General features: G+C 70.9%; 23 protein-coding genes and 4 pseudogenes. 12 read left to right on the plus strand and 15 right to left on the minus strand.

Annotated elements, in window-relative coordinates; genetic code table 11:
- Positions 1-230 precede the first annotated feature (230 nt).
- A complete protein-coding gene (locus ABZ659_RS33590; protein ID WP_360227991.1) occupies positions 231-863 on the plus strand; it encodes a haloacid dehalogenase-like hydrolase in 633 nt (210 codons plus the stop codon).
- On the opposite strand, the gene ABZ659_RS33595 is transcribed toward ABZ659_RS33590, so the two are convergent.
- Positions 839-1,090 carry a hypothetical protein gene (locus ABZ659_RS33595; RefSeq protein ID WP_360227994.1) on the minus strand — a complete coding sequence of 84 codons (252 nt, stop codon included), beginning with the start codon at positions 1,088-1,090 and terminating at the stop codon, positions 839-841. The two genes, ABZ659_RS33590 and ABZ659_RS33595, sit on opposite strands and share 25 nt — an antisense overlap.
- A 165-nt stretch (positions 1,091-1,255) precedes the next feature.
- Between ABZ659_RS33595 and ABZ659_RS33600 the strand changes: the two genes are divergently transcribed.
- Positions 1,256-1,639, plus strand: coding sequence for a cold-shock protein (locus ABZ659_RS33600; protein ID WP_360227997.1), 384 nt, complete (start codon positions 1,256-1,258; stop codon positions 1,637-1,639).
- Between the two features lie 6 nt (positions 1,640-1,645).
- Here ABZ659_RS33600 and ABZ659_RS33605 read toward each other — a convergent pair whose 3' ends face one another.
- The 4 genes from ABZ659_RS33605 to ABZ659_RS33620 form a co-directional block, all read right to left on the minus strand.
- Entirely contained in the window at positions 1,646-2,500 is an 855-nt protein-coding gene (locus ABZ659_RS33605) for a 1,4-dihydroxy-6-naphthoate synthase (RefSeq protein ID WP_360228000.1), read from the minus strand.
- Complete coding sequence (locus ABZ659_RS33610) at positions 2,487-3,167, minus strand: futalosine hydrolase (protein WP_360228003.1); 681 nt, start codon at positions 3,165-3,167, stop codon at positions 2,487-2,489. The genes ABZ659_RS33605 and ABZ659_RS33610 overlap by 14 nt, the downstream gene beginning before the upstream one ends.
- On the minus strand, positions 3,137-3,613 hold the full coding sequence (locus ABZ659_RS33615; protein ID WP_360228006.1) for a DUF2771 family protein: 477 nt from the start codon (positions 3,611-3,613) through the stop codon (positions 3,137-3,139). Before ABZ659_RS33615 ends, ABZ659_RS33610 begins: the two co-directional genes overlap by 31 nt.
- A 62-nt stretch (positions 3,614-3,675) precedes the next feature.
- Positions 3,676-5,103, minus strand: coding sequence for an MFS transporter (locus ABZ659_RS33620; RefSeq protein ID WP_360228009.1), 1,428 nt, complete (start codon positions 5,101-5,103; stop codon positions 3,676-3,678).
- Between the two features lie 303 nt (positions 5,104-5,406).
- On the opposite strand from ABZ659_RS33620, the gene ABZ659_RS33625 reads away from it, so the two are divergent.
- Positions 5,407-6,333, plus strand: coding sequence for a DUF3027 domain-containing protein (locus ABZ659_RS33625; RefSeq protein ID WP_360228011.1), 927 nt, complete (start codon positions 5,407-5,409; stop codon positions 6,331-6,333).
- 3 nt (positions 6,334-6,336) lie between these two features.
- On the opposite strand, the gene ABZ659_RS33630 is transcribed toward ABZ659_RS33625, so the two are convergent.
- Together ABZ659_RS33630 and ABZ659_RS33635 are read right to left on the minus strand one after the other, a co-directional pair.
- Complete coding sequence (locus ABZ659_RS33630) at positions 6,337-7,260, minus strand: hypothetical protein (RefSeq protein ID WP_360228014.1); 924 nt, start codon at positions 7,258-7,260, stop codon at positions 6,337-6,339.
- Between the two features lie 428 nt (positions 7,261-7,688).
- Positions 7,689-8,465 (minus strand): annotated as a pseudogene (locus ABZ659_RS33635) (helix-turn-helix domain-containing protein); the annotation flags it as partial.
- Between the two features lie 410 nt (positions 8,466-8,875).
- Here ABZ659_RS33635 and ABZ659_RS33640 point away from each other — a divergent pair.
- A pseudogene (locus ABZ659_RS33640) lies at positions 8,876-9,751 on the plus strand (helix-turn-helix transcriptional regulator).
- Positions 9,748-9,957 carry a DUF397 domain-containing protein gene (locus ABZ659_RS33645; RefSeq protein WP_360228017.1) on the plus strand — a complete coding sequence of 70 codons (210 nt, stop codon included), beginning with the start codon at positions 9,748-9,750 and terminating at the stop codon, positions 9,955-9,957. Before ABZ659_RS33640 ends, ABZ659_RS33645 begins: the two are co-directional and overlap by 4 nt.
- Before the next feature lie 21 nt (positions 9,958-9,978).
- On the opposite strand, the gene ABZ659_RS33650 is transcribed toward ABZ659_RS33645, so the two are convergent.
- Positions 9,979-11,109, minus strand: coding sequence for a hypothetical protein (locus ABZ659_RS33650; protein ID WP_360228020.1), 1,131 nt, complete (start codon positions 11,107-11,109; stop codon positions 9,979-9,981).
- 336 nt (positions 11,110-11,445) lie between these two features.
- Between ABZ659_RS33650 and ABZ659_RS33655 the strand changes: the two genes are divergently transcribed.
- A complete protein-coding gene (locus tag ABZ659_RS33655) occupies positions 11,446-14,586 on the plus strand; it encodes a molecular chaperone Hsp90 (RefSeq protein WP_360228023.1) in 3,141 nt (1,046 codons plus the stop codon).
- A gap of 50 nt (positions 14,587-14,636) precedes the next feature.
- Here ABZ659_RS33655 and ABZ659_RS33660 read toward each other — a convergent pair whose 3' ends face one another.
- Both ABZ659_RS33660 and ABZ659_RS33665 read right to left on the minus strand, forming a co-directional pair.
- Positions 14,637-17,036 (minus strand): HAD-IC family P-type ATPase, encoded by a 2,400-nt coding sequence (locus ABZ659_RS33660; RefSeq protein ID WP_360228026.1) that lies wholly within the window; start codon positions 17,034-17,036, stop codon positions 14,637-14,639.
- Between the two features lie 97 nt (positions 17,037-17,133).
- Complete coding sequence (locus ABZ659_RS33665) at positions 17,134-17,415, minus strand: DUF2530 domain-containing protein (RefSeq protein WP_360228029.1); 282 nt, start codon at positions 17,413-17,415, stop codon at positions 17,134-17,136.
- A gap of 161 nt (positions 17,416-17,576) precedes the next feature.
- Between ABZ659_RS33665 and ABZ659_RS33670 the strand changes: the two genes are divergently transcribed.
- A complete protein-coding gene (locus ABZ659_RS33670; protein WP_360228032.1) occupies positions 17,577-19,031 on the plus strand; it encodes an NCS2 family permease in 1,455 nt (484 codons plus the stop codon).
- Here the strand turns inward: ABZ659_RS33670 and ABZ659_RS33675 are convergent.
- Positions 19,024-19,248: a ribbon-helix-helix protein, CopG family gene (locus ABZ659_RS33675; RefSeq protein WP_360228035.1), complete on the minus strand. Its 225-nt coding sequence runs from the start codon at positions 19,246-19,248 to the stop codon at positions 19,024-19,026. The two genes, ABZ659_RS33670 and ABZ659_RS33675, sit on opposite strands and share 8 nt — an antisense overlap.
- A gap of 163 nt (positions 19,249-19,411) precedes the next feature.
- Between ABZ659_RS33675 and ABZ659_RS33680 the strand changes: the two genes are divergently transcribed.
- The 3 genes from ABZ659_RS33680 (at position 19,412) to thpR (ending at position 21,949) form a co-directional block, all read left to right on the plus strand.
- A complete protein-coding gene (locus ABZ659_RS33680; protein WP_360228038.1) occupies positions 19,412-19,849 on the plus strand; it encodes a MarR family transcriptional regulator in 438 nt (145 codons plus the stop codon).
- Positions 19,850-19,891: 42 nt separating this feature from the next.
- Positions 19,892-21,280 (plus strand): MFS transporter, encoded by a 1,389-nt coding sequence (locus tag ABZ659_RS33685; RefSeq protein ID WP_360228041.1) that lies wholly within the window; start codon positions 19,892-19,894, stop codon positions 21,278-21,280.
- Positions 21,281-21,376: 96 nt separating this feature from the next.
- Entirely contained in the window at positions 21,377-21,949 is a 573-nt protein-coding gene (gene thpR, locus ABZ659_RS33690; RefSeq protein WP_360228044.1) for an RNA 2',3'-cyclic phosphodiesterase, read from the plus strand.
- 133 nt (positions 21,950-22,082) lie between these two features.
- On the opposite strand, the pseudogene ABZ659_RS33695 reads toward thpR, so the two are convergent.
- Positions 22,083-22,253: pseudogene (locus ABZ659_RS33695) on the minus strand (aldo/keto reductase); the annotation flags it as partial.
- A gap of 223 nt (positions 22,254-22,476) precedes the next feature.
- Here ABZ659_RS33695 and ABZ659_RS33700 point away from each other — a divergent pair.
- On the plus strand, positions 22,477-23,469 hold the full coding sequence (locus ABZ659_RS33700; RefSeq protein WP_360228047.1) for an aldo/keto reductase: 993 nt from the start codon (positions 22,477-22,479) through the stop codon (positions 23,467-23,469).
- Positions 23,470-23,632: 163 nt separating this feature from the next.
- On the opposite strand, the pseudogene ABZ659_RS33705 reads toward ABZ659_RS33700, so the two are convergent.
- From ABZ659_RS33705 to ABZ659_RS33715, 3 genes and pseudogenes are all read right to left on the minus strand, one after another.
- Positions 23,633-23,776: pseudogene (locus tag ABZ659_RS33705) on the minus strand (aldo/keto reductase); the annotation flags it as partial.
- A complete protein-coding gene (locus ABZ659_RS33710; protein ID WP_360228050.1) occupies positions 23,773-23,997 on the minus strand; it encodes a DUF397 domain-containing protein in 225 nt (74 codons plus the stop codon). The gene ABZ659_RS33710 and the pseudogene ABZ659_RS33705, both read right to left, overlap by 4 nt.
- Positions 23,994-24,803 (minus strand): helix-turn-helix transcriptional regulator, encoded by an 810-nt coding sequence (locus tag ABZ659_RS33715; protein ID WP_360228053.1) that lies wholly within the window; start codon positions 24,801-24,803, stop codon positions 23,994-23,996. The genes ABZ659_RS33710 and ABZ659_RS33715 overlap by 4 nt, the downstream gene beginning before the upstream one ends.
- Before the next feature lie 83 nt (positions 24,804-24,886).
- On the opposite strand from ABZ659_RS33715, the gene ABZ659_RS33720 reads away from it, so the two are divergent.
- The gene (locus ABZ659_RS33720) at positions 24,887-25,303 is read left to right on the plus strand and encodes a hypothetical protein (protein ID WP_360228056.1); all 417 of its coding nucleotides are present in this window, start codon (positions 24,887-24,889) and stop codon (positions 25,301-25,303) included.
- The last annotated feature ends 125 nt before the right edge of the window (positions 25,304-25,428 follow it).

Genomic DNA, 25,428 nt, shown 5'->3' on the forward strand with positions numbered 1-25,428 from the left:
GCCTACCGAGCGACGAGTGTGAGGGAGGCCGGGGCCTGCTCCTGGTCGACGTGTTGGCCGCGAACTGGGGAGTCCGACCTGGCCCGGGCGGGGGCTCGGAACCGCGCGGGCTGTGGGGTGCGGGGTGTGCGGGGTCTTCCGCGCGAACCACTGCGGGCGGACACCCCCCGACACGTCCCCTTCCCTAGTACGGCGACTGCGCGTCGTCCGTGGGTTGCACAATGGCCCCTATGGCTCTGGCGACCGCGTTTCCCACTGTCGGCTTCGATCTCGACATGACCCTCATTGACTCCCGGCCCGGCATTCACGCGTGCTATCTGGCGTTGGCCGAGCGGACGGGGGTCTTCGTCGACGCCGATCTGGCCGTCACGCGGCTGGGGCCGCCGTTGGAGGAGGAGTTGCGGAACTGGTTCCCGGAGGGGGAGATCGCGGGTGTGGCCGATCTCTACCGGGCGATGTACCCGTCGATCGCCGTCGCCGCGACGCCCGCCATGGTGGGGGCGCGGGAGGCCGTCGACGCGGTGCGGGGGGTCGGGGGGCGTGCCGTCGTCGTCACCGCCAAGTACGAGCCCAACGCCAAGCTGCACCTCGCGCACCTGGGGATGGAGCCGGACGCGGTCATAGGTGACCTGTGGGCGGAGGCCAAGGCGGAGGCGCTGCGGGAGGAGGGCGCCGTGGTGTACGTCGGCGATCACGTCGGCGACGTACGGGGGGCCCGGGCCGCCGGCGCGCTGGCGGTGGCCGTGGCGACCGGGCCGTGTTCCGGTGCGGAGTTGCGGGCGGCCGGGGCGGACGTCGTCCTCGATGATCTGCTGGGTTTTCCGGAGTGGCTTTCGGCCTATCTGGACGCCTCCCGCGCCTGACGGCGGGCCGCCGCGATGGAGCGCAGCACCCCCGCGGCGGCGATGGCGAAACCGACGCCCATGAACATGCTCAGTCCGAACATGTAGGTGGGAAAAGGCGTCGTTCCCAGGAACAGCGGCGTTACCGTGACGAGGGTGGCCACGGTACCGATGAGGAACACCACGGCACCGGCACGGATCAGCCGGTCACCGGGTGCGGCGGAATTAGTTTGGGTTTTGTCACGCACCGGACCAGGGTAGTTCCCAGCGCGAAGGAACAACCGGGTGACGTCTTGTCACCGGCTCCCTGACCCATAGTCTTGGTACCGGCGGGTCACGGACGACCCGCCCCAGTGCTATCAAGAGCCGTTTTCCGAAGCAGTTTTCCGACGAGTACGAGGACGAGGACAGACGTGCCTACCGGCAAGGTCAAGTGGTTCAACAGCGAGAAGGGCTTCGGCTTTCTCTCCCGTGACGACGGCGGTGACGTCTTCGTCCATTCCTCGGTTCTCCCCGCCGGAGTCGAGACACTCAAGCCGGGTCAGCGCGTGGAGTTCGGGGTCGTCGCCGGACAACGTGGTGACCAGGCCCTCTCGGTGACGCTGCTGGACCCGACGCCCTCGGTCGCCGCCGCGCAGCGGAAGAAGCCCGACGAGCTGGCCTCGATCGTCCAGGACCTGACCACCCTCCTGGAGAACATCACGCCCATGCTCGAAAAGGGCCGCTATCCCGACAGGGCTTCGGGCGCGAAGATCGCCGGGTTGCTGCGGGCGGTCGCCGACCAGCTCGACGTGTGACAGGTCCTACGGGAAGGCGAGGGCCTCGGGGCCGAGGGGCGGGAGGAGTCCCTCGGCCGCCGCGCGGGTGAGCAGGCCCCGTACCGCCGCGTAGCCGTCGGGGCCCAGGTCGGCGGTGAACTCGTTGACGTACAGGCCGATGTGCTGGTCCGCGACGGACGGGTCCATCTCCTGGGCGTGTTCCATCACGTAGGGGCGGGACGCCTCCGGGTCGTCCCAGGCCAGCTGGACCGAGGTGCGCAGCGCCGTGGCCAGGCGGGTGAGGGCGGGGGTGCCCAGGGAGCGTTTGGCGATGATCGCGCCGAGGGGGATCGGCAGACCCGTGGTGCGCTCCCAGTGCTCGCCCATGTCGGCGAGCTTGCGCAGGCCGTAGTTCTGGTACGTGAAGCGGGCCTCGTGGATGACCAGGCCCGCGTCCACCTTGCCGTCGCGGACCGCGGGCATGATCTCGTGGAACGGCATGACGACGATCTCGCCCACGCCGCCGGGCACGGTGTCCGCCGCCCACAGGCGGAACAGCAGGTACGCCGTTGACTTCTCGCCGGGTACGGCGACCGTCCGGCCGGTCAGGTCGGTGGTCCGCTCGTCGCGGGTCAGGACCAGCGGGCCGCAGCCCCGGCCCAGCGCCCCGCCGCAGGGCAGGAGGGTGTAGGTGTCCAGGACGTACGGGAGGACGGCGTACGACACCTTCAGGGCGTCGTACTCGCCGCGCTCGGCCATGCCGTTGGTGACGTCGATGTCGGCGAAGGTGACGTCGAGGGCGGGCGCGTCGGGGACGCGGCCGTGCGCCAGGGCGTCGAAGACGAACGTGTCGTTCGGGCAGGGGGAGTACGCGATGCGGAGCCGCTCACCTGTGGTCATGTGGGTTCCAACTCTCCAGTACGGGCGTCAGCTTCCCGAACGCCTCGGTGAGCGCCGCGAGCGCCTCGCCGATGCGCCAGGCGGCGCGGTCGCGCGGGCCGACCGGGTTGGAGACGGCCCGTATCTCCAGGACGGCAACGCCGTGCAGCGCCGCCGCCTCCGCGACGCCGAAGCCCTCCATGGCCTCGGCGAGCGCGCCGGGGTGCCGGGCGCGCAGCGCGGCGGCGCGGGCGGCGGTGCCGGTCACCGTGGAGACGGTGAGGACGGCGCCGGTGCGGGCGCCGGTCGCGGCGGCGGCCTCCCGGACCAGGGCGGCGGGCGGACGGTGGGTGACGGTGCCGAAGCCGAGGTCGGTGACCGGCAGGAAACCGTCGGCGGTCTCGGCGCCCAGGTCGGCCGCGGTGATCTCGTCGGCGACGACGAGGGAGCCGACGGGGGCGTGGGGCGCGAAGCCGCCGCCGATGCCCGCGGAGACGACGAGGGTGTGGCGGGCGCCCGCGAGCGCGGTCGCCGTGGCCGCCGCGGCGGCGGCCGGACCCACCCCGGCGGCGATCACCGGGCCGGGGAACGCCCGGGCCACCGCGTCCCGTTCGGCGGGGACCGCGGTGGCTACCAGGACGCGCGGGGCGGGCGTGGTCAGTAGTCCTTCTCCAGCTTGAAGGACCACAGGCCGGTGACGTCCTTGTCACCGCCCGCCTTGACGGAGATGACGGTGGAGTCGCCCTGCGCGCCGTACTGGGCGTTGAAGAACACGCTGCCGGGGACGGTGCGGTAGGTGCTCTCGCTGGGGTCGGAGATGGCCCGGCCGTTCATCAGGACCGTCCACTCCTGGTCGGCGATCTCCTGGTCGACACCGATGCGTACGGTCTCGTCCTGGCCGACCTTGATGGACTTGACGTCCTCGTCCTTCTGGCACTTGGCGATGTCGGCGGCCTTGAGCGTGTCGCCGTCGTTGTAGCAGAGGGCCTCGGAGGTGACCGAGTCCGACCCGACGGTGACCGTCGACATCGGCGTCGGCTTGTCGCAGGCCGACAGGACGAGCAGTCCGGCGGATACGGCGCCGGCGGCGGCGACAGCGCGGCGGCGTCGCACAGCAGCGGATTGCATGGTCATGGCCGAAGGCTATCGGGCGCCCGCCGCCCGCTGGCCATGTGGGGTGCGCCGTGCGCGGTGCGTTACGCCACGCGGGGACGCCCGGAGCCGCCGCGCCGCGCCGAGGTGAGCAGCCCGCGGACGGTGGCCAGCCAGCCGACGGCGACGATCGCGGCGCCCACCGACAGGCCCAGGGTGCCGTTCAGCGGCAGCGCGATGCCGACGGCGCCGCCCACCACCCACGACATCTGCAGCAGCGTCTCGGAGCGGGCGAACGCCGAGGTGCGGACCAGTTCGGGCACGTCCCGCTGGATCAGCGCGTCCAGCGACAGCTTGGCCAGCGCCTGCGCGAACCCGGCGAGCGCCGCCAGGCACACCACCAGGAACGCGCTGAAGAACGTCGCCGCCGTGATCGCCGCGCCCACCTCGATCGCGACCACCGTCACGATGATGATCTCCGGCGCCCTCGACCGCAGCCACGCCCCGACCGCCGTACCCAGCGCGTTGCCGGTGCCCGCCGCGACCGCCACCATGCCCAGCGACACCGCCGCGCTCTGCCCGGACAGCGGGTGCTCGCGCAGCAGGAACGCCAGGAAGAAGATCAGGAAACCGGCGAGGCAGCGGATCGCCGCGTTGGCGCCCAGCGCGTGGGTGACCGCGATGCCGACCGTCCGCAGGCCGGGGCGCTTGACCGGTTTGAGGTGCGGGCCGTGCAGGTGCTCCTCGTCCGACGCGAGCAGCGCGGTGTCCTCCCCCTTGGCCGAGTCGACCTTCGGGGGGAGGGAGAAGGAGAGGAACATGCCCGCGATGAAGATGACGAAGGCGCCGTAGAGCGGCCAGCGCGGGCCGACCGCCTGGAGCCCCGCGCCGACGGGCGCCGCCACGCCGGTGGCGAGCAGCCCCCCGAGGGTCACCCGCGAGTTGGCCTTGACGAGACTGAAGCCGGGGGGAAGCAGCCGGGGGACGACCGCGCTGCGGACCACGCCGTACGCCTTCGACGCCACCAGCACGCCGAGCGCCGCCGGGTACAGCTCGATACTGCCGGTGATCACCGCGCCGGACAGCACCAGGGCGAGCATCGCCCGCGCGAGCATCGCGCCCGCCATCGCCGCGCGACGGCCGTGCGGCAGCCGGTCCAGGAGCGGGCCGATCACCGGGGCGAGGAGCGTGAACGGCAGCATCGTGATCGCCAGGTACAGCGCGACCCGGCCACGCGCCTCGTCCGTCGGCACCGAGAAGAAGACGGTGGAGGCGAGCGCCACGGTGATCATCACGTCGCCCGCGCCGTTCACACCGTGCAGCTCGATCAGCTTGCCGAGCCCCGACTCGCCCGCGCCGTGCGCGTGGGTGGCTCTGCGGATACCGCGGGCGGTGCCCGTCACCGGGAAGTGCAGGGCACGGCCGACCGCACGCACGGACCCGAGGAGCCGGGCCCGCACGTCACCTGCGCTCTTTCCGCCGACCTGGCCACCGATGCCGGTGGCACCGTCGGATGACTTCGCGGTTGCCACCCCGTCATAGTGCCCCGAGAAAGCCGCCCGTAGTGCGTGTACGGCGCGTATGGCCCGCACATCACGGAAGACGCGCCCCGCCGGAAGATCACCGTAGGGCCGCGATCCGTCCCGTCGGTGTAGGCCAAGCGCCGCCGAACAGGTAGCGTGCGTATCTCGGCCATCCCGCAGAATGGATGGTGTCAGGTGCGCTCGTAGTGCGATGGCGCGTGGACGTCGACGCGGTCCCCCGGTCCGCTCCGTCCGCCCCGCCGCCTTCAGGCAGGCGCACCCGAGAGACGGCGTAGGAGAGAAGCGATACCTGTGAGCGCAGCGACAACGCGAAGCCGCACCCCCGACCGCCTGTGCGCCGAGGCCGTCGACCTCGCCCGCGCCGCAGCCGAGGAGGCGGCGGCACCAGGCGTCGTCGGCGAGCACGTGGGACTGGTCTCCGAGGGCGACCGGGTCGTCACCCACTTCTTCGAGTGCAAGGAGCTGGGCTACCGCGGCTGGCGGTGGGCGGCGACGGTGGCCCGCGCCTCCCGCGCGAAGATCGTCACGCTGGACGAGGTCGTCCTGCTGCCCGGCCCGGACGCGCTGCTCGCCCCCGAATGGGTGCCCTGGAGCGAACGCCTCCGCCCCGGCGACATGGGGCCCGGCGACCTGCTGCCCACCGACGCCGAGGACCTGCGCCTGGAGCCCGGCTGGACGGGCGAGGAGGAGCCGCCGCCGAACTCCGCCGTCTCCCACGAGATGGCCGACCTGGTGGAGGCCGAGGACGCGGAGGTGACGGCGGGCACGCCCGCGACCCTCCCGGTGGCCCCGACCCGGGGTTCCATCTCCGCCGTCGCCGAGGAACTCGGCCTGCGCCGCGCCCGCGTCCTGTCCCGGTACGGCCTCCACATCGCCGCCGACCGGTGGGAGGAGGGGTACGGCCCCAAGACCCCGATGGCCCAGGCGGCCCCCGCGGCCTGCGTGAGCTGCGGCTTCCTCGTCGCGCTCGGCGGCTCCCTCGGCCAGGCGTTCGGCGTCTGCGCCAACGAGTTCTCCCCGGCGGACGGCCGGGTCGTCTCCCTCACCTACGGCTGCGGCGGCCACTCGGAGGCCGCGGTCATGCCGAAGCCCCCGGTCCCCGCGCCGCCGGTGATCGACGAGACCCGGGTGGACCCGTTCCCGCTGCGCCCGTCGCGGGACGCGGGCTCCGTACCGACGGTCACGGACGAGGAGACGGCGGAGCTCGGACACTCGTAGGGGTCAGGACTCCAACGGAAGCGGAGGCTGTTCCGCGGCCGGTCCCAGGTACGTGTACTCGGTGGAGCGGGCGATGCCTACGGAGTCCAGATGCTGACGAAAACGTACCCGGAAGTGGACGTTGTCACCCAGACCGGGACGCATACGGAGCAGCTTCTCGGGCTCCTCGAAGTGCACGTCGTAGGCTGGGGCGTTTTTCGCCGTCCCGGTCTTGACCTTCACCCACCCGCTTTCGCGTAGCTCGGTGATCCGGCCTGAGATGGTGATCTCCTGATCGCGCGGTCGGGTTTCGCGGAGGTGCTCGACGCGGCGTCTGCCGCGCTCGGTCAGTCGGGCGCGGCGCATACCGCCATCGGCGCCGTACCAGGTCATGCCCAGGTTGAGTCCGTACTTCCCCAGGGCGCGGGCAAGGCCATCCACCGAGTCGAAGAGCCGCGCCCATTCCCGGATGTCCTCCTCGGACTCCAGGGCGGTCAGCAGCTTCGTGAGCGCGTACATGCCGGTGCTGGCGGCCGAGGTGGCGGGAGCGTCCATGGCGGGTGGCTCCGTGGGGGCCACGGTGGCGACTGGGCGCGCATACACGACGGTGCTGCCCGCCGAGACACCTGTGAGTTCAAGTTGCACCGGGGTGCCCGCGGCGACCGAGAGAGCGTTCTCCACGGGGCTGAGAAGCGCGTCGCCCCACTGGAAGCGCAGGGCGCCTCCCTCGGTGTCCGGTCCTGTCAGGCGAAGCTGAAGTTCCTCATCGAGGCGAGCCTGGGGCTCGTATTCGCGCGCCGCTGCCAGGCGACTCGTCCGATGTTCGGCTTCGACCTCCTCGTCATCCCGTTCCTCGGTGCCCATCTCGTCGAGCAGGCGAGTCGTGAGGTCGGCGTCGTCTCCGAGGATCGCGCGCCTGCGCTCGCGCCAGTTGTCGCCAGCAGTCACAGCCGCACCTCCAGGTATCCGCGCGCCGGGGCAGCGCTCGCTTCGGATGGTGATCGGTCCATCTGATCCGGCAGCCGACACCGCTGCCACCAGTCATCCCACACACCCCTTTCCGTGAAGTATGTCCGGTCCTGGGACGTCATGAGCTCGGGGCGGAACACGTGGACGACAGGTCGGTAGCCGATTCTTACCGGCGAGACGCCGAACTTGTCCCTCATGTTGTTACGACTCTTGAAGGCGGTGGTCAGCCACTTGGAACCCGGCTTGCCGCGCACCGCGAACTCGGCTCGCGTGTCGATCAGCAGGGCCACGTCGATGTTCCGCGGGTTGAGCTTCGTACTGACGAAGCTACCGCCCAGCCACAGCCTGTGGACGAGAGTGAGCCCATCCAGGAGGTCTGCGTATACGTCCTCCAAGGTCAGGAAACGGGCGCGGAACGGCGGGGGAGGCGGTAGCTGGGCGGTGAGGCGGTGCGCCAGGAGGGCGGCGGGCCGCCGTAGGCCCTCGGGCGGAAGGTCGGCGGTCAGGGCTCGTTGTACGGCCGTGGGGGCGATGTCGCGTTCCAGCCAGGCGGCGACGCCCGGGGCGAGGTGGGTGACGTCCTGGGCGGACAAGAACAGACGAGCATCGAGGTGGTGGAGACCGCTGAGAAGGTCCGTTGCCGTCTGGAGGAGGCCAGGAGAGGGGTACGCCGGACGAGGTACTGCGGGCAGTGCCTTCCTGCGGGGTTTCCGCTGCCGTGGCTTGGCGGCCTGCGCGGGGGGTGCGGCCTCGGGGGCGGCAGGTTGACGTTGACGGTCGTGGTGGCCGGGCTGGTTGCAGGAGATCGTGCGGGTGACGATACGGCCGCCGGGGACGCGTTGCCGGGGACGGCGGAGGTATCCGTGGGTCTCCAGCTCACGCAGGGCGGCGGCGATTCGGTCCGCCCCCTCCGGGAAGCGCGCCGCGAGGGTCTTGATGTCCGCGCGGGCACCGGCAGGGAGGGACTGGAGGTGCACCGACAGGCCAATCGCCAGGAGCGACAGCTCCGGGTGCTGCGCCAGGTGGTTGCCGATCACCGTGAAGCGGGTGGTGTGGCGGGCGTTGTCGTGCGCCAGTCCGGTCGAGTGCCCGGGAGGGCCTGAGCGGGGCCGCCGGTTCGGGTGGCTCTTGCCCGCAGGGCGGGACTGGGCGTGCGGGGGCGCGCTAGGGTGCTGCGTATCCATCAGGAAGCTTCCTCTTCCTTGGTGGTCAGGCCCTCGCCTGGGATTGCCCGTCCCGGCGGGGGCCGTCGCATGTCTGCGGTGGCGTCGCGCTGAGCGTAGGGCAGGCGACCGATGCCGAATCCAGCCGGTTTGCGGATGTTCACCCGTGCGGGTGAGGTCGGAGCGCGGGCGGGAGGGGTGGGGCTTGGTGGGTTCTTTCCTCATGTGGTTCTTCTTGGGAGACGCCTGGCGCACCGGAGTGCGGAAGGCCGGGCCCCGGTGCGGGCGGATGCGGCAACTGAGCCCCTGAAGTGGGCGGTTTCCCTGTTCGCGTCACTTGACGGTGTGCGGTGTGCGTACGGTGAAGAGTGATGGAGTCGGCACGCACGGTGACCGACTGGAGGGGTGGACGGGAGACGGAGGGAGAGCGCATGTCGGTGGATACGACCGAGAGGCGGGTCAAGGACGAGACGAACGAACCGGGTTGGGAGGTGGACCCGGACGACGACTGGGGCATGGCGGTCATCAGCACCGTCGGGCGGCAGTTGCGACTCCGCCGGGAAGCCGTGGGGATGCGCGCCGCCGACTTCGGTACCGCCGTCGGCTACGGCGAGGACCTCGTGTACAAGATCGAGGGCGGGAAGCGTATCCCCCGGCCCGAGTACCTGGACAAGGCGGACGAGGTGCTGGAGGCGGGCGGGCTGCTCGCCGCCATGAAGGAGGACGTGCGGAAGGTCCGGTACCCGAAGAAGGTGCGGGACCTGGCGCAGGCGTAGGCCAAGGCGGTCGAGCTCCAGCTCTACGACCCGCTGAACATCCACGGGCTGTTGCAGACCCCGGAGTACGCCCGCGCGCTGCTCCGGATGCGGCGGCCCGCCTACTCGGAGGAGGAGGTGGAGCGGTTCATCGCCGCGCGCGTGGCCCGCAAGGCCGTCTTCGACAGGGACCCGGCGCCGGAGATCAGCTTCGTGCTGGAGGAGTGGACGCTGCGGCGCCCACTGGGAGGCAAGGCGGTGCTGCGACGGCAGGTTGAGCATCTCCTGGAGGCGGGACGGTTGCGGAACGTCGAGCTTCAGGTGATGCCGATGGACTGTGAAGGGCACGCGGGTGTGGATGGCGGAATCGACGTGCTGAAGTTCGCGGACGGTTCGGCCGTGGGTCGTTCGCCGGTAGTGGCAAACGGCCGACCGGTCTGTGACCTGAGGCAACTTCGTATCCTGGAACTGCGATATGGCATCATCCGGGCTCAGGCTCTCACTCCGCGTGAGTCAACGGCCTTCATCGAGCGACTGCTGGGGGAGACATGATCCGCAAAGCCTCGACCGACAACGCCACTGACCTGGCATGGTTCAAGAGCAGCTACAGCAGTGGCAGCGAAGGTGAGTCGTGTGTCGAGGTTGCCGCGGCTCCCCGCACCGTCCACATCCGTGACTCCAAGAACATCGAGGGCCCCCGGCTCGCCGTCACGCCGACCGCCTGGGCGGGCTTCATAACCTACGCAGCCGAGGGCTGATTCGGGCCCGGGCTCGCCCCGCTACTCCAGCAGGAGACGGACCAACTGGTCGAGTTCTTCGGCGTCTGGGGAGTCCAGGATCACGGCCCGTACCACCTGGCGTAGCTTGACGAAGTTCTTGGACTCGTCCAGGCCCAGAGCCGCGATGCGCTGGGCTTCCGCAGCGCCGAGTTCGGCCAGTCGCTGATGACCGGCGTTGGCCGGGTCGAACTGGGGGATGGGGAGCTGCCATACGGCCTTGTCGATGTCGCGCTCGTCCTTGCCGTACGACATCAAGGGCCGGACGATCTCGGTGAGTGCCGGAGCGTTAAGAATCGCGCAGAGGTACAACCCTTCCTCGCGGCTTGACACCGTGCCCCAGTACAGCTTGTGATCGATGGCCGCGCTCGCGTCTTCGACAAGCGCTGCCGAGACGTGCATCCCGGATTTGCCATACACCACGCGTAGGGGAGTCCCAGGGAGTTGCATGGACATACCCCGATGGAACTCAAGTCGCTCAAGGAGCGTCAATCGCTCACTGCTTCGGTGATCCACCCAGAGCCCTTCCGCCTCCCGCCACCACTGCGCAAGGTCCGGATACCGGTCCAGGTGATCGTGCTCTCCGTGCAGCAGGGTGGTGCTGCCCTCAATGGGCAGCACGGCCTTGCGCGGCTTCAACAGCCGATAGGGCAGCACGCTCTCTCTCAGCAGCACAGGTCGGACGAACTGCGTTTCCACGACGCCTTCGCGGTCCGGAAGGTTCTTCCAGGGCGTCTTTTCGGTGCTACTTCGCTGCGACCGGACGCGCACCCGGCCAGCTCCCAGCCCCAGCGGCCCGACATCCTGCTGTTCCACGAAGAACAGAACGCGAGGCACGATCGTCGCGCCTTGCCAGAACCGCGTCCGGTACGGCGACGAGATCAGATCCTCACCGACGTATCGAAGCTCGGTGTCCTCGCGATGGACCCAGCCCTGGACCTGCCCCCAGTTGTTGGCTGTCGTCGGGATCTTCCCGGTCCACCGCTGGGTCTTCTTCGGCAGCGGAACCGGATTGTTACCGAGAGCGGCGTCGCCAACCGCCGCCGTGATCCGTCGCCCGAAGACCACCGCGCTGCCGCGCGGGAAGAAGTGCGGCCTCAGACGGCGCAGGTCCCAGGAGCCCGTGAACTCCACCCGTACCGGTTCGTTCGGGTCCGGATAGTCGTCGAGGTCAGGTCGCCTTCGAGCAGCAACTGCCGCACGTCGGCCTGAAGGGTGGCCTCGGAGCGCAGGGGCTTGCGGTCGATCAGCCGAGCGAGCAGCGTCTCTAGGCTGGTCTGTGGCGCTGTGGTCATTCCACTCCCCTGATGAGACCGCTTGCGCCGACACAGTGACGCGCGGTGAAACACAAAGCAGCGCCATTCTGCCGCAGGGGGCCGACAGCGGACCCCAGGTGCTCCCACCTCACCCCGGCATAAGCCGGCGCGGCGCTCCGGTACCTTCGTGCTCACGCCGATGAGGAGAGTGGACGTGAGCAAGTTCGTGCGGCCCGCAGCCGAGGGTGCGGATCCCTTCGGGACGGCCCGTCTCAGGCGGGGCGTCCTGGACGCCTGGGCCACCAGCCCGGCCCGTTTCCGTGAGGACGCCAACGCCGAGGAGGACCTCGTCCTCGGCGGCTACCGGGACCGCCTCGTCGTGGAGCTGGCGCAGAACGCCGCCGACGCCGCCGCCCGCGCGGGCACCCCGGGCCGTCTCCGTCTCACCCTCCGGGACAACGTCCTCGTCGCCGCCAACACCGGCGCCCCCCTCGACGCCGCCGGTGTCGAGTCCCTCGCCACCCTCCGCGCCTCCGCCAAGCGGGACGCCGAGGCCGCCACCGTCGGCCGGTTCGGCGTCGGCTTCGCCGCCGTGCTGTCGGTCACCGACGAACCGGCCGTCGTCGGCAGGCAGGGCGGCGTCCGCTGGTCCCTCGCCGAGGCCCGCGACCTGGCCGCCGAGACCGCCGCCCGCAGCCCGGGCCTCGGCGACGAGATCCGCCGCCGGGACGGTCACGTCCCCCTGCTCCGCCTCCCGTACCCCGCCGAGGGCACCGCCCCCGACCCGTACGACACCGCCGTCATCCTCCCGTTGCGCGACCCGGCCGCCGCCGATCTCGCCGAGCGGCTGCTGAACGCCGTGGACGACGCCCTGCTGCTCGCCCTGCCCGGCCTGGACGAGGTCGTCATCGAGGTCGGCGACGCCGTCCGCACCCTCAGCCGCCGCACCGAGGGCCCGCTGACCGTCGTAGCCGACGACCGGAACGGCACCACCCGGTGGCGTACCGTCTCCGCGCACGGCGCGCTCACCCCCGACCTGCTCGCGGACCGGCCCGTCGAGGAGCGGCTGCGTCCGCACTGGTCGGTGACGTGGGCCGTCCCCGTGGACGCCGAGGGCGCCCCCGAGCGGCCCCGGACCAGTCCCGTCGTCCACGCGCCCACCCCCAGCGACGAGCCGCTCGGCGTGCCCGCGCTGCTCATCGCGTCGTTCCCGCTGGACAGCACCCGGCGGCACACCGCCCCCGGACCGCTGACCGACTTCCTGGTGGAGCGCGCCGCCGACGCCTACGCCGGGCTGCTCGCGGAGTGGCGGCCGGTCGGGGAGGGGATCATCGGGCTCGTGCCCGGCCCGCTCGGCAAGGGCGAACTGGACGGCACGCTGCGGCAGGCCGTCCTCGCCCGGCTGCCGCGCACCGCCTTCCTGCCGCCCGCCGCCGATCCGTCCCCCGCCGACGCTGACGCCTCCGACGAGGACGGTGGCCTCCCGGAGGCCCTGCGGCCCCGGGACGCCGAGGTCGTCGAGGGCGCGGGCGCGCAGACCGTGCGGGTGCTGGCGGAGGTGCTGCCGACGCTGCTGCCCGCCGGGCTTGAGCGCCGCGTGGAGCTGCGCACGCTCGGGGTGGCCCGGGTGCCGATGACCGACGCCATCGACCGGCTCGCCGGTCTGGAGAAGGCGCCCGAGTGGTGGCGGCGGCTCTACGACAGCCTCGCCGGGGTCGACCCCGACCGGCTCTCCGGGCTGCCCGTGCACCTCGCCGACGGCAGGACGACCATCGGGCCCCGGCAGGTGCTGCTGCCCACCGCCGACGCCGCCCGGCTCGACGCCGACGTCCTGGCCCGGCTCGGCCTCAAGGTCGCCCACCCGGACGCCGCCCACCCCCTCCTGGAGAAGCTCGGCGCGCTGCCCGCGACGCCGCGCGCCGTGCTGACGACGCCGCAGGTGCGGGCCGCCGTCGCCGCCTCCCTCGACGAGGACGGCGGCGCCTGGGACGAGGACACCCCGGACGCCGAGGAACTCGCCGACACCGTCCTCGCCCTCGTCCGCGACGCCGGGCTCGACGCCGGGGAGGAGCCCTGGCTGGGCGCCCTCGCGCTGCCCGACGAGGACGGCGAACTCGCGCCCGCCGCCGAGCTGGTGTTCCCCGGCAGTCCCTTCGCCGAGGTCATCCGCGACGGTGAACTGCCCGCCGTGGACGCCGAACTGGCGGAGAAGTGGGGCGAGCAGCCCCTCGCCGCCTGCGGGGTCCTCGCCGACTTCGCGCTCGTCCGCGCCACGGACGTCGTCCTCGACCCGGACGAACTCGACCCCCGCGAGGGCGACTTCCCCGAGCCCGACGACCCCGGCCTCCTGGACGCCGTCGACGTGTGGTGCGAGGACATCCTCGACCGCTTCCCGGACAGCCCGGTCCCGCCGGTCGCCACCGAGCTGACCGCCGTACGCGATCTCGACCTGGTCGCCGACGACCAGTGGGCCCGCGCCCTGTCCCTGCTCTCCAAGCCGCCGCTGCGCGACGCGCTCGTGCAGTCCGTGCGGATCCTGCTGCCCGACGGCACCCACGAGGTCGTACGGCCGTACACCGCCTGGTGGTTGCGCGGGCACCCCGTGCTCGACGGACGCCGCCCGGCCGGGCTGCTCGCCGCCGGTGGCGACCCGCTGCTGCGCGGCCTGTACGACGAGGCCGACGCGACCGGCTTCGACGACGAGCAGGTGCTGCGGGCGCTGGGCGTACGGACGTCCGTCGCCGCGCTCCTCGACGAGCCGGGCGGCGCCGCCGAACTGCTGGACCGGCTCGCCGACCCGGAGCGCGAGGTCACCGCCGCCCAACTGCACGGGCTGTACGGCGCGCTGGCCGAGCTGGACCCGGAGCGGGTGACCCTGCCGGACGAGGTGCGGGCCGTGGTGGACGGGCGGGTGGAGATCGTGGACGCCGCCGACGCGGTCGTCGTCGACTCGCCCGACCTGCTGCCGTTCACCGACGGCGTGCCGCTGCTGCCGGTGCGGCCGTCGCGGGCGGCGGAGCTGGCGGAGCTGTTCCAGGTGCGGCGGCTGAGCGAGTCCGTCACCGGCGCCGTGGACTCCGAGGGCGTCGAGCACGACGTACCGGAGTCGGTGCGGGTGCTGCTCGGGCCGCGCACCCCGGCGTCGTACGTCGAGCACGAGGAACTCGTCGTCGACGGCGTCGGGATCGACTGGCGGCTCACCGACGACGGGGTGCTGCACGCGGCCACCCTGGAGGGCGTCGCCGCCGGTCTGGCCTGGGCGGCCCGGCAGTGGCCGCGCCGGTTCGAGGTCGCGGCGCTGCTGGAGGACCCGTCCCGGACGGAGGAACTGGCCCGGGACCGCTGGTTCGACTGAATCCACATGCCTACTTCACGGCCGCCGCCACCCTGCCCAGTGGCCGGGTCTCAGGCGGGGAAGCGGCGGCCCACCCAGCGCCACAGCAGTTCCAGGGTGGCCGCCGCCACCGCCGCGACGCCCACCGCGACCCACGGCATCGTCATCCCGACCAGCTTCAGCGCGAAGAACTCCTGGAGCCACGGCACCACCAGCACCAGCAGGAACCCGGCGCCCATCGCCGCGACCAGCGCGATGCGCCACCAGGTGTAGGGGCGCGCGATGATCGCCAGCACCCACATCGAGACCAGGAACAGCGTCAGCGTCGCCGCGCTGGTCTCCGCGTCCAGCGCGTCCGTCCCGGAGTAGTGCGACCGGGCGAGCAGGTACGTCGCGAAGGTCGCCGCCGCGGCCACCACACCGCCCGGGATCGCGTACCGCATCACCCGGCGCACGAAGTGCGGCTGCGCCCGCTCCTTGTTGGGCGCGAGGGCGAGGAAGAACGCCGGGACGCCGATCGTCAGCGTGGACAGCAGGGTGAGGTGCCGGGGCAGGAACGGGTACTCCACCTGCGAGCACACCACCAGCACCGCGAGCAGCACCGAGTACACCGTCTTGACCAGGAACAGCGTCGCCACGCGCGTGATGTTGCCGATCACCCGGCGGCCCTCGGCGACCACCGACGGCAGGGTGGCGAAGCTGTTGTTCAGCAGCACGATCTGCGCCACCGCCCGGGTCGCCTCCGAGCCGGAGCCCATCGCCACGCCGATGTCGGCGTCCTTCAGCGCGAGGACGTCGTTGACGCCGTCACCGGTCATGGCGACCGTGTGCCCCCGGGACTGGAGGGCGCCGACCATGTCCCGCTTCTGCTGCGGGGTGACCCGGCCGAAGACGGTGCCCTCGTCGAGGGAGTCCGCCATGCCGTCCCGCTCGGCGGGCAGGCGACGGGCGTCCACCACCGTGCCGGTCAGCCCGAGCTTGCCCGCCACCGCGCCGACCGAGACCGCGTTGTCGCCGGAGATGACCTTGGCGTGGACGTCCTGCTCGGCGAAGTACCGCAGGGTGTCGGCGGCGTCGGGGCGCAGCCGCTGCTCCAGGACGACGAGGGCGGCGGGCTTGGCGTCCCGGGTCGGGTCGGGGTCGAACAGCGCGCGGGCGGCGCGGGCCAGCAGCAGGACCCGTAGGCCCTGTTCGTTGAGGCGGTCGGTCTCCGCCAGCGCGGGGTCGTCGTCGGCCAGCAGCACGTCGGGGGCGCCGAGCAGCCAGGTGCCGGCCTCGCCGTCGCCCTCGCTGAAGGAGGCGCCGCTGTACTTGCGGGCGGAGGAGAACGGCAGCGACTCCACGCACCGCCAGTCCTCGCTGTCCGGGTAGGCGTCGATCACCGCTCGCAGGGAGGCGTTGGGCCGCGGGTCGGACTCGCCGAGGGCGCCGAGGACCCGGCGTACGTACGACTCGTCGTGGCCGCCGAGGGGGCGCAGGTCGGTGACGTCCATGCCGCCCTCGGTGAGGGTGCCGGTCTTGTCCAGGCAGACGGTGTCGACGCGGGCGAGGCCCTCGATGGCGGGCAGTTCCTGGACGAGGCACTGCTTGCGGCCGAGCCGGATCACCCCGATCGCGAAGGCGACGGAGGTGAGCAGGACCAGCCCCTCGGGGACCATCGGGACGATGCCGCCGACGGTCCGGGCGACGGAGTCCTTGAAGTCGTTCTCCTTGACCACGAGCTGGCTGATGACCAGGCCGATCGCGGTCGGCACCATCATCCAGGTGACGTACTTGAGGATGGTGGAGATCCCGGACCGCAGCTCGGAGTGGACGAGGGTGAACCGGGACGCCTCCTCGGCGAGCTGCGCGGCGTACGCCTCGCGGCCGACCCGGGTGGCCTGGAAGGCGCCGCCGCCCGCGACGACGAAGCTGCCGGACATCACCTGGTCGCCGGGGTGCTTGACGACGGGGTCGGCCTCGCCGGTGAGCAGGGACTCGTCGATCTCCAGCCCGTCGGCCTCGACGCAGACCCCGTCGACGACGACCTTGTCCCCGGGCCCGATCTCGATCAGGTCGTCCAGCACCAGCTGCGAGGTGCTGACCTCGGTGGCGGTGCCGTCGCGGCGCACGGTGGGCCGCACCTCGCCGATCAGGGCGAGGGAGTCCAGGGTCTGCTTCGCCCGCCACTCCTGGATGATGCCGATGCCGGTGTTGGCGAGGATGACGAAGCCGAAGAGGCTGTCCTGGATCGGCGCGACGAAGAACATGATCACCCAGAGCACGCCGATGATCGCGTTGAACCGGGTGAAGACGTTGGCGCGGACGATGTCGGTCATGGACCGGCTGCTGCGCACCGGCATGTCGTTGACCTCGCCGCGCGCGACCCGCTCGGCGACCTCGGTGGCGGTCAGACCGGCCGTGGACGTCGGCGTCGGCACGCGCACGGGTCGCGCCGGATCGAGTTCGGCGCCCGCGTCGGTGTGCGTCATGCCTTCGACGGTACGTGGGGAAGGGGGCGTTCACCCGGGGAAGGCGGCGAAGATCCGACTCCGGGAGGACGGCCGTAGTGCGGTGGTTGTACGTCCCTCAGGTGGCCGTGTCGGAGGTGGTCGCCGTGTGTTTGAGGGCGGCGTCCCGTGTGAGGGCGGCCTCCCGCTTGCGGACGTACCAGACGCCGATCAGGCCGAGGCCGCCCCCGGCCAGGCAGGTCCACACCCACCAGGTGTGCCCGTGGTCGTCGAACCAGCCGTAGAACGGGAGCTGGGCGAGGAAGAGGACGAACCAGATGACGGTGCCGCCGGTGATGGTGGCGACCACGGGCCCCTCAAGGGGCTCCGGCGCCTCGTGCCTGGGTGTCCACTTCGCCATGGGGACAGCTTACGAGGTGGTCGGTTCCGCGTCGGTTCTACGCGCGGAGATTTCATTTCGCCGCTTTATACCTTCATACTGAAACCGCTTGCCTCCGACCACTTTTATTCGTAGAAAACTCCAACGGCGCTGGGGGGCGTCCGCTGGGGATGAGGTCCCGCATGTCCACCTCGGCCAACGACGCCAAGGTCTCCGCCCCTGAGCAGCCGGGCGGCCGTCCCGCCTACGGCGGGCTCGACCGTTACTTCAAGATCTCCGAGCGGGGCAGTTCGCTCGGCCGCGAGGTCCGTGGCGGCTTCGCCACCTTCTTCGCGATGGCCTACATCATCGTGCTGAACCCGATCATTCTCGGCAGCGCGAAGGACATGTACGGGAACCAGCTCGACAACGGGCAGCTCGTCACGGCCACGGCACTGACAGCGGCGTTCACCACGCTCCTGATGGGCGTCATCGGCAACGTGCCGATCGCGCTGGCCGCCGGTCTGGGGGTGAACTCGGTCGTCGCGCTCCAGCTCGCCCCGCGGATGGCCTGGCCGGACGCCATGGGCATGGTCGTGCTCGCCGGTTTCATCGTGATGATCCTCGTCGCCACCGGCCTGCGCGAGCGCGTCATGAACGCCGTCCCCTACGGGCTGCGCAAGGCCATCGCCATCGGTATCGGCCTGTTCATCATGCTGATCGGCCTGGTCGACTCCGGCTTCGTGACCCGGATGCCGGACGCCGCGCACACCACCGTCCCGCTCCAGCTCGGCGCCGACGGCCACCTCAACGGCTGGCCGGTGCTGGTCTTCATCCTCGGCGCGCTGTTGACGCTGGCGCTGATCGTGCGCAGGGTGCCCGGCGCGATCCTGCTCTCGATCGTCGCCATGACCGTCGTAGCCGTGATCGTCAACGCGGTGGCGGACGTGCCCTCCTGGGGCCTGACCACCCCGACCTGGCCCGGCAACCCGGTCGCCAGCCCCGACTTCGGGCTGATCGGCGAGGTCAGCCTGTTCGGCGGCTTCGGCAAGGTCGGTGTGCTGACCGGGGTGCTGTTCGTCTTCACCGTCCTGCTGTCCTGCTTCTTCGACGCCATGGGCACGATCATGGGCGTCAGCGACGAGGCCAGGCTGACCGACGCCCAGGGCCAGATGCCCGGCATCAACAAGGTCCTCTTCATCGACGGTGTCGCGGTCGCCGCGGGCGGCGCCTCCTCGTCCTCGGCCACCACCGCGTTCGTGGAGTCCACCGCCGGTGTCGGCGAGGGCGCCCGGACCGGCTTCGCCAACGTCGTCACCGGCGCGCTGTTCGCCGTGGCCCTCTTCCTGACGCCGGTCGCCACCATGGTCCCGTCCCAGGCGGCGACGCCGGCGCTGCTCGCGGTGGGCTTCCTCATCCTGGCCGGTTCGGTCAAGGAGATCGACTGGGCGGACCACACCATCGCCATCCCGGCCTTCGTGACCATGGTGATGATGCCGTTCACCTACTCGATCACCAACGGCATCGGCATGGGCTTCATCACCTTCGTCGTGCTGCGCCTGGCGGCCGGACGAAGCCGTGAGGTGCCGGTGGCGATGTACGTGGTGGCGGCGGTGTTCGCCTTCTACTACCTGATGCCCGCGCTGGGTCTTACCTGAGCGGGGTGGGGGCGGGGGAGGTCGGAGTTCGGGTGACGGTCTCCCCGTAGAACCTCTCCGTCTCCTCGACGGCGGTCTGGAACCGTTCGTCGAAGTCGTCGCGCATGAGCGTCCGGACCACGTAGTCCTGGACGCTCATGCCGCGTCTGGCGGCATGGTGCCGCAGGCGTTCGAGCAGGTCGCCGTCTATCCGCAGGCTGAGCACGCTGGTCCCCATGGAGACGAGGGTCGGGGATTTCCCCGTGGTGCGCCGCTTTCCGCTCCCCCATCACCCGATCGGGCGACGGGAACCACACGATGGTGAGCGTCATGTCGTAGAGGGCGGCCGGGGAGTCGTCCCGAGTGGTCCTTAGGTAGGGTAATGAGTTACTCTAAAGAACATGCCGGACCTTACCCATGGCGACGACGCTGCCGCCGTGAACTCCCTGCGCTCCGCGATCATGCGGCTCTCCCGTCGCCTCAAGCACCAGCGGGTCGACGAGTCGCTCAGCCCCACCGAGATGTCGGTCCTGGGCACCCTCGCCAAGTACGGCCGGGCCACCCCCGGTGAACTGGCCCGCAAGGAACACGTGCAGCCGCCCTCCATGACCCGCATCGTGGCGCTCCTGGAGGCCAAGGGGCTGGTCCGGCTGGAGCCCCACCCGGAGGACCGGCGCCAGAAGGTCGTCACGCAGACCGAGCAGGCCGAGGTGATGCTGGAGGAGAGCCGCCGCAAGCGGAACGCCTTCCTCGCCACCCTGGCCGACGGTCTCGACGCCGACGAGTGGGAGAAGCTCCGCGCCGCCGCTCCCGTGCTGGAGAAGCTGGCTCACCTGTAAGCACCTGATCCTTTTCTGGCGTTTCGCGTAGGAGGCGACCCTTTGAGTACGGGACCCGGAGCACACTCCGCCCCCGGACCTGACACCACCGACCTCACCGCTCCCCCCGACCCCACCCGCACCTCCCCCCGCAAGTCCTCGATGTTCAGCTCCCTGAAGATCCGCAACTACCGCCTCTTCTTCATGGGCCAGGTCGTCTCGAACACCGGCACCTGGATGCAGCGCATCGCCCAGGACTGGCTCGTCCTCAGCCTCACCGGCTCCGCCACCGCCGTGGGCGTCACCACCGCCCTCCAGTTCCTGCCGATGCTCCTCTTCGGGCTCTACGGCGGTGTCCTCGTCGACCGCCTGCCGAAGCGCCCCACACTCCTCGTCACCCAGACGTCGATGGCGCTCACCGGCGTCGCCCTGGCCGCCCTCACCATCACCGGGCACGTCGAGGTCTGGCACGTCTACCTCGCCGCCCTCGCCGTCGGCCTCGCCACGGTCGTCGACAACCCGGCCCGCCAGTCCTTCGTCAGCGAGATGGTCGGCCCCGGCCAGCTCCAGAACGCGGTCAGCCTGAACTCCGCGAACTTCCAGTCCGCGCGCCTCGTCGGCCCCGCCGTCGCGGGCCTGCTCATCACCGGCGTCGGCACCGGCTGGGCGTTCCTCCTCAACGGCCTGTCCTTCATCGCGCCCATCACCGGCCTGCTGCTGATGCGCGCCCGCGAACTGCACGCCGTCGAGCGCGCCCCCAGGAGCAAGGGCCAGCTGCGGGAGGGCCTGCGCTATGTCGCCGGGCGCCCCGACCTGATCTGGACGATCGTCCTGGTCGGGTTCGTCGGCACCTTCGCCTTCAACTTCCCCGTCTACCTCTCCGCCTTCGCCGACGACGTCTTCCACGCGGGAGCGGGCTCGTACAGCCTCTTCAACACCCTGATGGCGGTCGGCTCGGTCACCGGCGCGCTGATCGCCGCGCGCAGGGGCCACGCCCGCCTGCGCGTCCTGAGCGCGGCGGCGATGGTCTTCGGAGCCCTGGAGATCGCGGCGGCGCTGACCCCGTCCCTCTGGCTCTTCGCCCTGCTGATGATCCCGCTCGGCGTCTTCGGCATGACGGTCAACGTCACCGCCAACACCAGCATACAGATGTCCACCGACCCCGCCATGCGCGGCCGGGTCATGTCCCTCTACATGATGGTCTTCCTCGGCGGCTCCCCCGTCGGCGCCCCGATAGTCGGCTGGATCACCGACACCTACGGCGCCCGCGTCGGCCTCGCGACCGGCGGCGCGATCGCCGCCCTCGCGGCCGTCGTCATCGCCCTCGTCCTCGCCCGGGTAGGCGGCCTCCGCCTGGCGGTGGGCTGGCACCACGGCCATCCGCGGGTGCGGTTCGTGCCGCGGGAGAACCGGGAGGAACGGCGGGCGGAGCGGGTGACGGTGGCGGCGTGATCAGTCGCGGGGGAAGCCGTCGGTCCTGAGGAGGAGACCGACGACCGTGGCGGTGAGGTCGATGTCGTCGCCGAAGTCGGCGGGCACACTGGCCGCATGAGACTCTTCGCCGCCGTGTTGCCGCCCGACGAGGTCGCCCGGGAACTCGCCGCCGAGCTGGAGCGGCTGCGGAAGCTGCCCGGCGCGGAGGGGCTGCGGTGGACCGGACGGCCCGGGTGGCACTTCACGCTCGCCTTCTACGGTGAGGTGGACGACGCCCTCGTCCCCGACCTGTCGGCCCGCCTGGAGCGGGCCGCGCACCGCACGGCGCCGTTCGGACTGGCGCTGCGGGGCGGGGGCCAGTTCGGGCGGGGCCGCGCCCTGTGGGCCGGGGCGGACGGCGACCTGGACACCCTGCGGCTGCTGGCCGAGCGGACCGACGCCGCGGGCCGGAAGGCGGGCGTCGACATGGGGGAGCACCGCCGGTACAAGGCCCACCTCACCGTGGCCCGCAGCCGCGACGCCACCGACGTACGGCCGTACGTGACCGCTCTGCGCGACTTCGCCAGCGCCACCTGGACCGTGACCGAGCTGGCTCTCGTCCGCAGCGACCTGCCGAGGTCCGGCCAGCCCGGCGAACAGCCCCGTTACGAGACGGTCGCCCGCTGGCCACTCGGCGCGGCCGGTTAGGCTCGTTCCGTGGACCCCAAAACCCGAAACCGGATCATGGCCGGTGCGCTCGTGATGATGTTCCTGGTGGTGGCGGTGGCGGCGGCCTTCGGCTAGCCGCCCGCCGCCCCGCCGTGTTCCGACGCGGGCGCGCCTACCGGGCGAACGCCCCCGGGGCCGGGGACGGCCCCGGCCCCGGGAAGACCTCGTCCAGCCCGGCCAGCACCTCCTCGCTCAGCTCCAGCTCCACCGCCCGCAGCGCCGACTCCAGCTGCTCCGCCGTACGCGGGCCGACGATCGGGCCGGTGACGCCGGGGCGGGTGAGCGGTTGGACGCGCGACGTGAACAGCTCATCGCGCAGCCCACGCGTCCGGACACCTGGGAGGAGATTCCGACAGGGGAGACCTGCCGGGAACGGTGGAGCACGTTGTCGACCCGGCACGAAAAGGGCAGGGAGCTACGCGCCGCAGGGGTCACCTCAACGACTCCTGACGGCGGCACCTGATGCCCTTGCCTGGAGCGGGCTCGAAGCAGTTGGCTTGGGGTCCATGAAGTACACGCAGCTCGGGCGCACCGGACTCAAGGTCAGCCGACTCGTTCTCGGAACGATGAACTTCGGTCCGCAGACAGACGAATCAACCAGCCACGACATCATGGACGCCGCTCTCGACGCGGGTCTGAACTTTGTAGACACGGCCAACGTCTATGGGTGGGGTGAGAACAAGGGCCGCACCGAGGAGATCATCGGTACTTGGTTCGCCCAGGGTGGCGGGCGGCGCGACAGGACGGTCCTCGCCACCAAGGTGTACGGGAACATGGCCCCGGACGACTCCTCCGTCTGGCCCAACCACGACAAGCTCTCCGCGGTGAACATCCGCCGGGCCGTCGACGCCTCCCTCAAGCGGCTGCGGACCGACTACATCGACATCTACCAGTTCCATCACATCGACCGGTCGACGCCGTTCGAGGAGATCTGGCAGGCGATCGACGTCCTGGTCCAGCAGGGCAAGATCCTCTACGCCGGGTCGTCCAACTTCCCCGGCTACAAGATCGCCCAGGCCAACGAGCTGGCTGCCCGGCACGGCCGCATGGGCCTGGTCAGCGAGCAGTGCCTGTACAACCTTGCCGAGCGCCGCGCCGAGATGGAGGTCATCCCTGCGGCGCAGGACTACGGGCTCGGCGTCATCCCCTGGTCGCCGCTGCACGGCGGACTGCTGGGCGGAGTCCTCAAGAAGGAGGCCACGGAGGGGCGCCGGGCCAGCGGTCGCGCTGCCGACGCGCTCAAGGACACCAAGACACGCGAGCAGATCCAGGCGTACGAGAACCTCCTCGACAAGCACGGCCTGGAGCCCGGTGAAGCGGCGCTCGCCTGGCTGCTGACCCGCCCCGGCGTCACCGGCCCGATCGTCGGCCCCCGCACGCAGGAGCAGCTGGACTCGGTGCTGCGCGCCCTGGAGCTGGAGCTGAGCGAGGAACTGCTGACGTCTCTGGACGAGATCTTCCCCGGTCCCGGACCGTCTCCCGAGGCCTTCGCATGGTGAGGTAGCGGGTCTGTGCGAGGGGCCGTCGCCTTCTGCTTGCGTTCGAAGCGAGTTGGAGGCGGCGGCTTCGTCGTCTCCACTCGGGGTCCGCAGGAGTGGTGAGCGTCAGCGATGCGCTACTGCGCCCACCTGGCGTCAAAGTTGCCGGTTTGCCGGTTTGCCGGTCGAAGAAGTTGATGCCAGCGTCCAGCGCCGCGTCCATGATGCCGTGGCTGTCGGCCTCACCCGTCTGCGGGCCGAAGTTCATCGTGCCGAGGACGAGTCGGCCGACCTTGAGCCCCGTGCGTCCGAGCTACGTGTACTTCATGGTCCACCAGCCAACGTCTTGTAGTGGACTGGACTCCAGGCAAGCATCTCGGGGAGGGCACGGAGGAAGGCGGTCCAGGTGGCGGGGGTGAGGGTGAGGGTACGGCCGGGGGATTTGGAGTCGCGGAGGTGGAGGGTGGTGGGGGTGGGGGTGGCTATTTCCAGGCATTCGCCCTCGCTGCCGCTGTAGCTGCTCTTGACCCACGTGAGGACCGTGCTCATAGCTTGCCTGCCACCTCTTCGATCAGCGTTGCCGACTCCTCGGGGGTGAGGGCCTGCGCTCGCAGCGTGCCATATTTGCCGAACAGGTCCCCTAGGTCAGGCTGTTCGCTGACGAAGTATCCGCCACGGTGCCCCTCGACGTAGGCGAGCTGGCGGCGCTCGGCGGTCTCCAGGAGGATCAGGCTGCCGTTCAGCCCAGCGTGGATCGGGCGCTGGTGAGGCATGACTTGGATCTCTACGTGGCGTAGTTCACCGAGGGTGAGGATGTGCCGCAACTGCTCCTTGAGGGCTGCCCTGCCGCCCAGGGGCCGGGTCAACACGCTCTCCTCAAGGACGTAGCTGACGTTCGGCGATGGTTTGCGCTCGAAGAGTTGCTGGCGCTCCAGTCGTGCCGCCACCTTGCCTTCGATCTCCTCGTCATCAAAAGTCGGGAAGCGGTTGGAGGCGAAGACTGCTCGCGCGTACGCCTCCGTCTGCAATGACCCCGGCACAAGATGCGTCTGGTACGCGTGCAGCGCGGTGGCCTTCCGCTCTTCCATCAGGTAGTCCTCGGTCCACGGCGGCAGACCGTCCTTCTTGAACTCCTTCTCCGCCAGCACCAGCAGTGCACCCTGTGCACCGAGCACCTGGTCGGAGATCTCAATCAACTTCCCCTTGGGTGCCCGCTCCCCCCGCTCCACCATCGCCACCTGCGACTTGGAGTAACCGACGTGCTTGCCCAACCCCTCCTGGGTCATCCCGGACCGTTCCCGGAAGAACTTCAACAAGGCCCCGAAGGACTCCGACCCCCGGTCACCGGAACGCACACCGGCCTCCCCAATTGCACAGCCCAGCACCACCGTTGGGCAACTCTGGTCACAGTATGTGACCACGCGGAACGATCTGCGTCATGAACGAGAGAATTGACGCCCCCTGGATCCCCACGTGGATCCCCTCCTCCGGCCACGCCCTCCGTCACGCGGGCGTGCACTTCGACGCCGTGCGGATCAGGGGTGACCTGGGCAAGCGCGTCGCCTCGCAGTTGGTGCTGTGCACGGACTTCCAGGCGGGCCCGATCGTCCAGGAGGTCACGAGGGAACGGGGCATGTACTTCCTGCTCCCACCCGACACCGCGTCGATCTTCCGCTGGCCACCCGGCGCCCGCGCACTCACCCGCAGGGACGGCGTCCAGGCGTACGTCGGCGTACCCGCCCTCACGGGCATGACCTGGCCCTTGGGCTGGCGCTCGGTCCCGACACAGGACGCGCCCTTCGTGGAGGGCGAGTTGCTGCGCGAGGCGGTGGGCCGAGTGACCGCCCACGTGTGAGGTGACCGTGGGGGCCGCCCGCTTCTTTGTCAGGGTCGTGCTTCCGCGTCCCGGCCTCAAGGGCGCTGCGCTGTCGCTCCGCGTCGGCTGCGCCGATCGGCCTGCGGCCGACCCTTGACCCCGGG

The organism is Streptomyces sp. NPDC006997 (genome assembly GCF_040635175.1).
Lineage (GTDB): Bacteria > Actinomycetota > Actinomycetes > Streptomycetales > Streptomycetaceae > Streptomyces.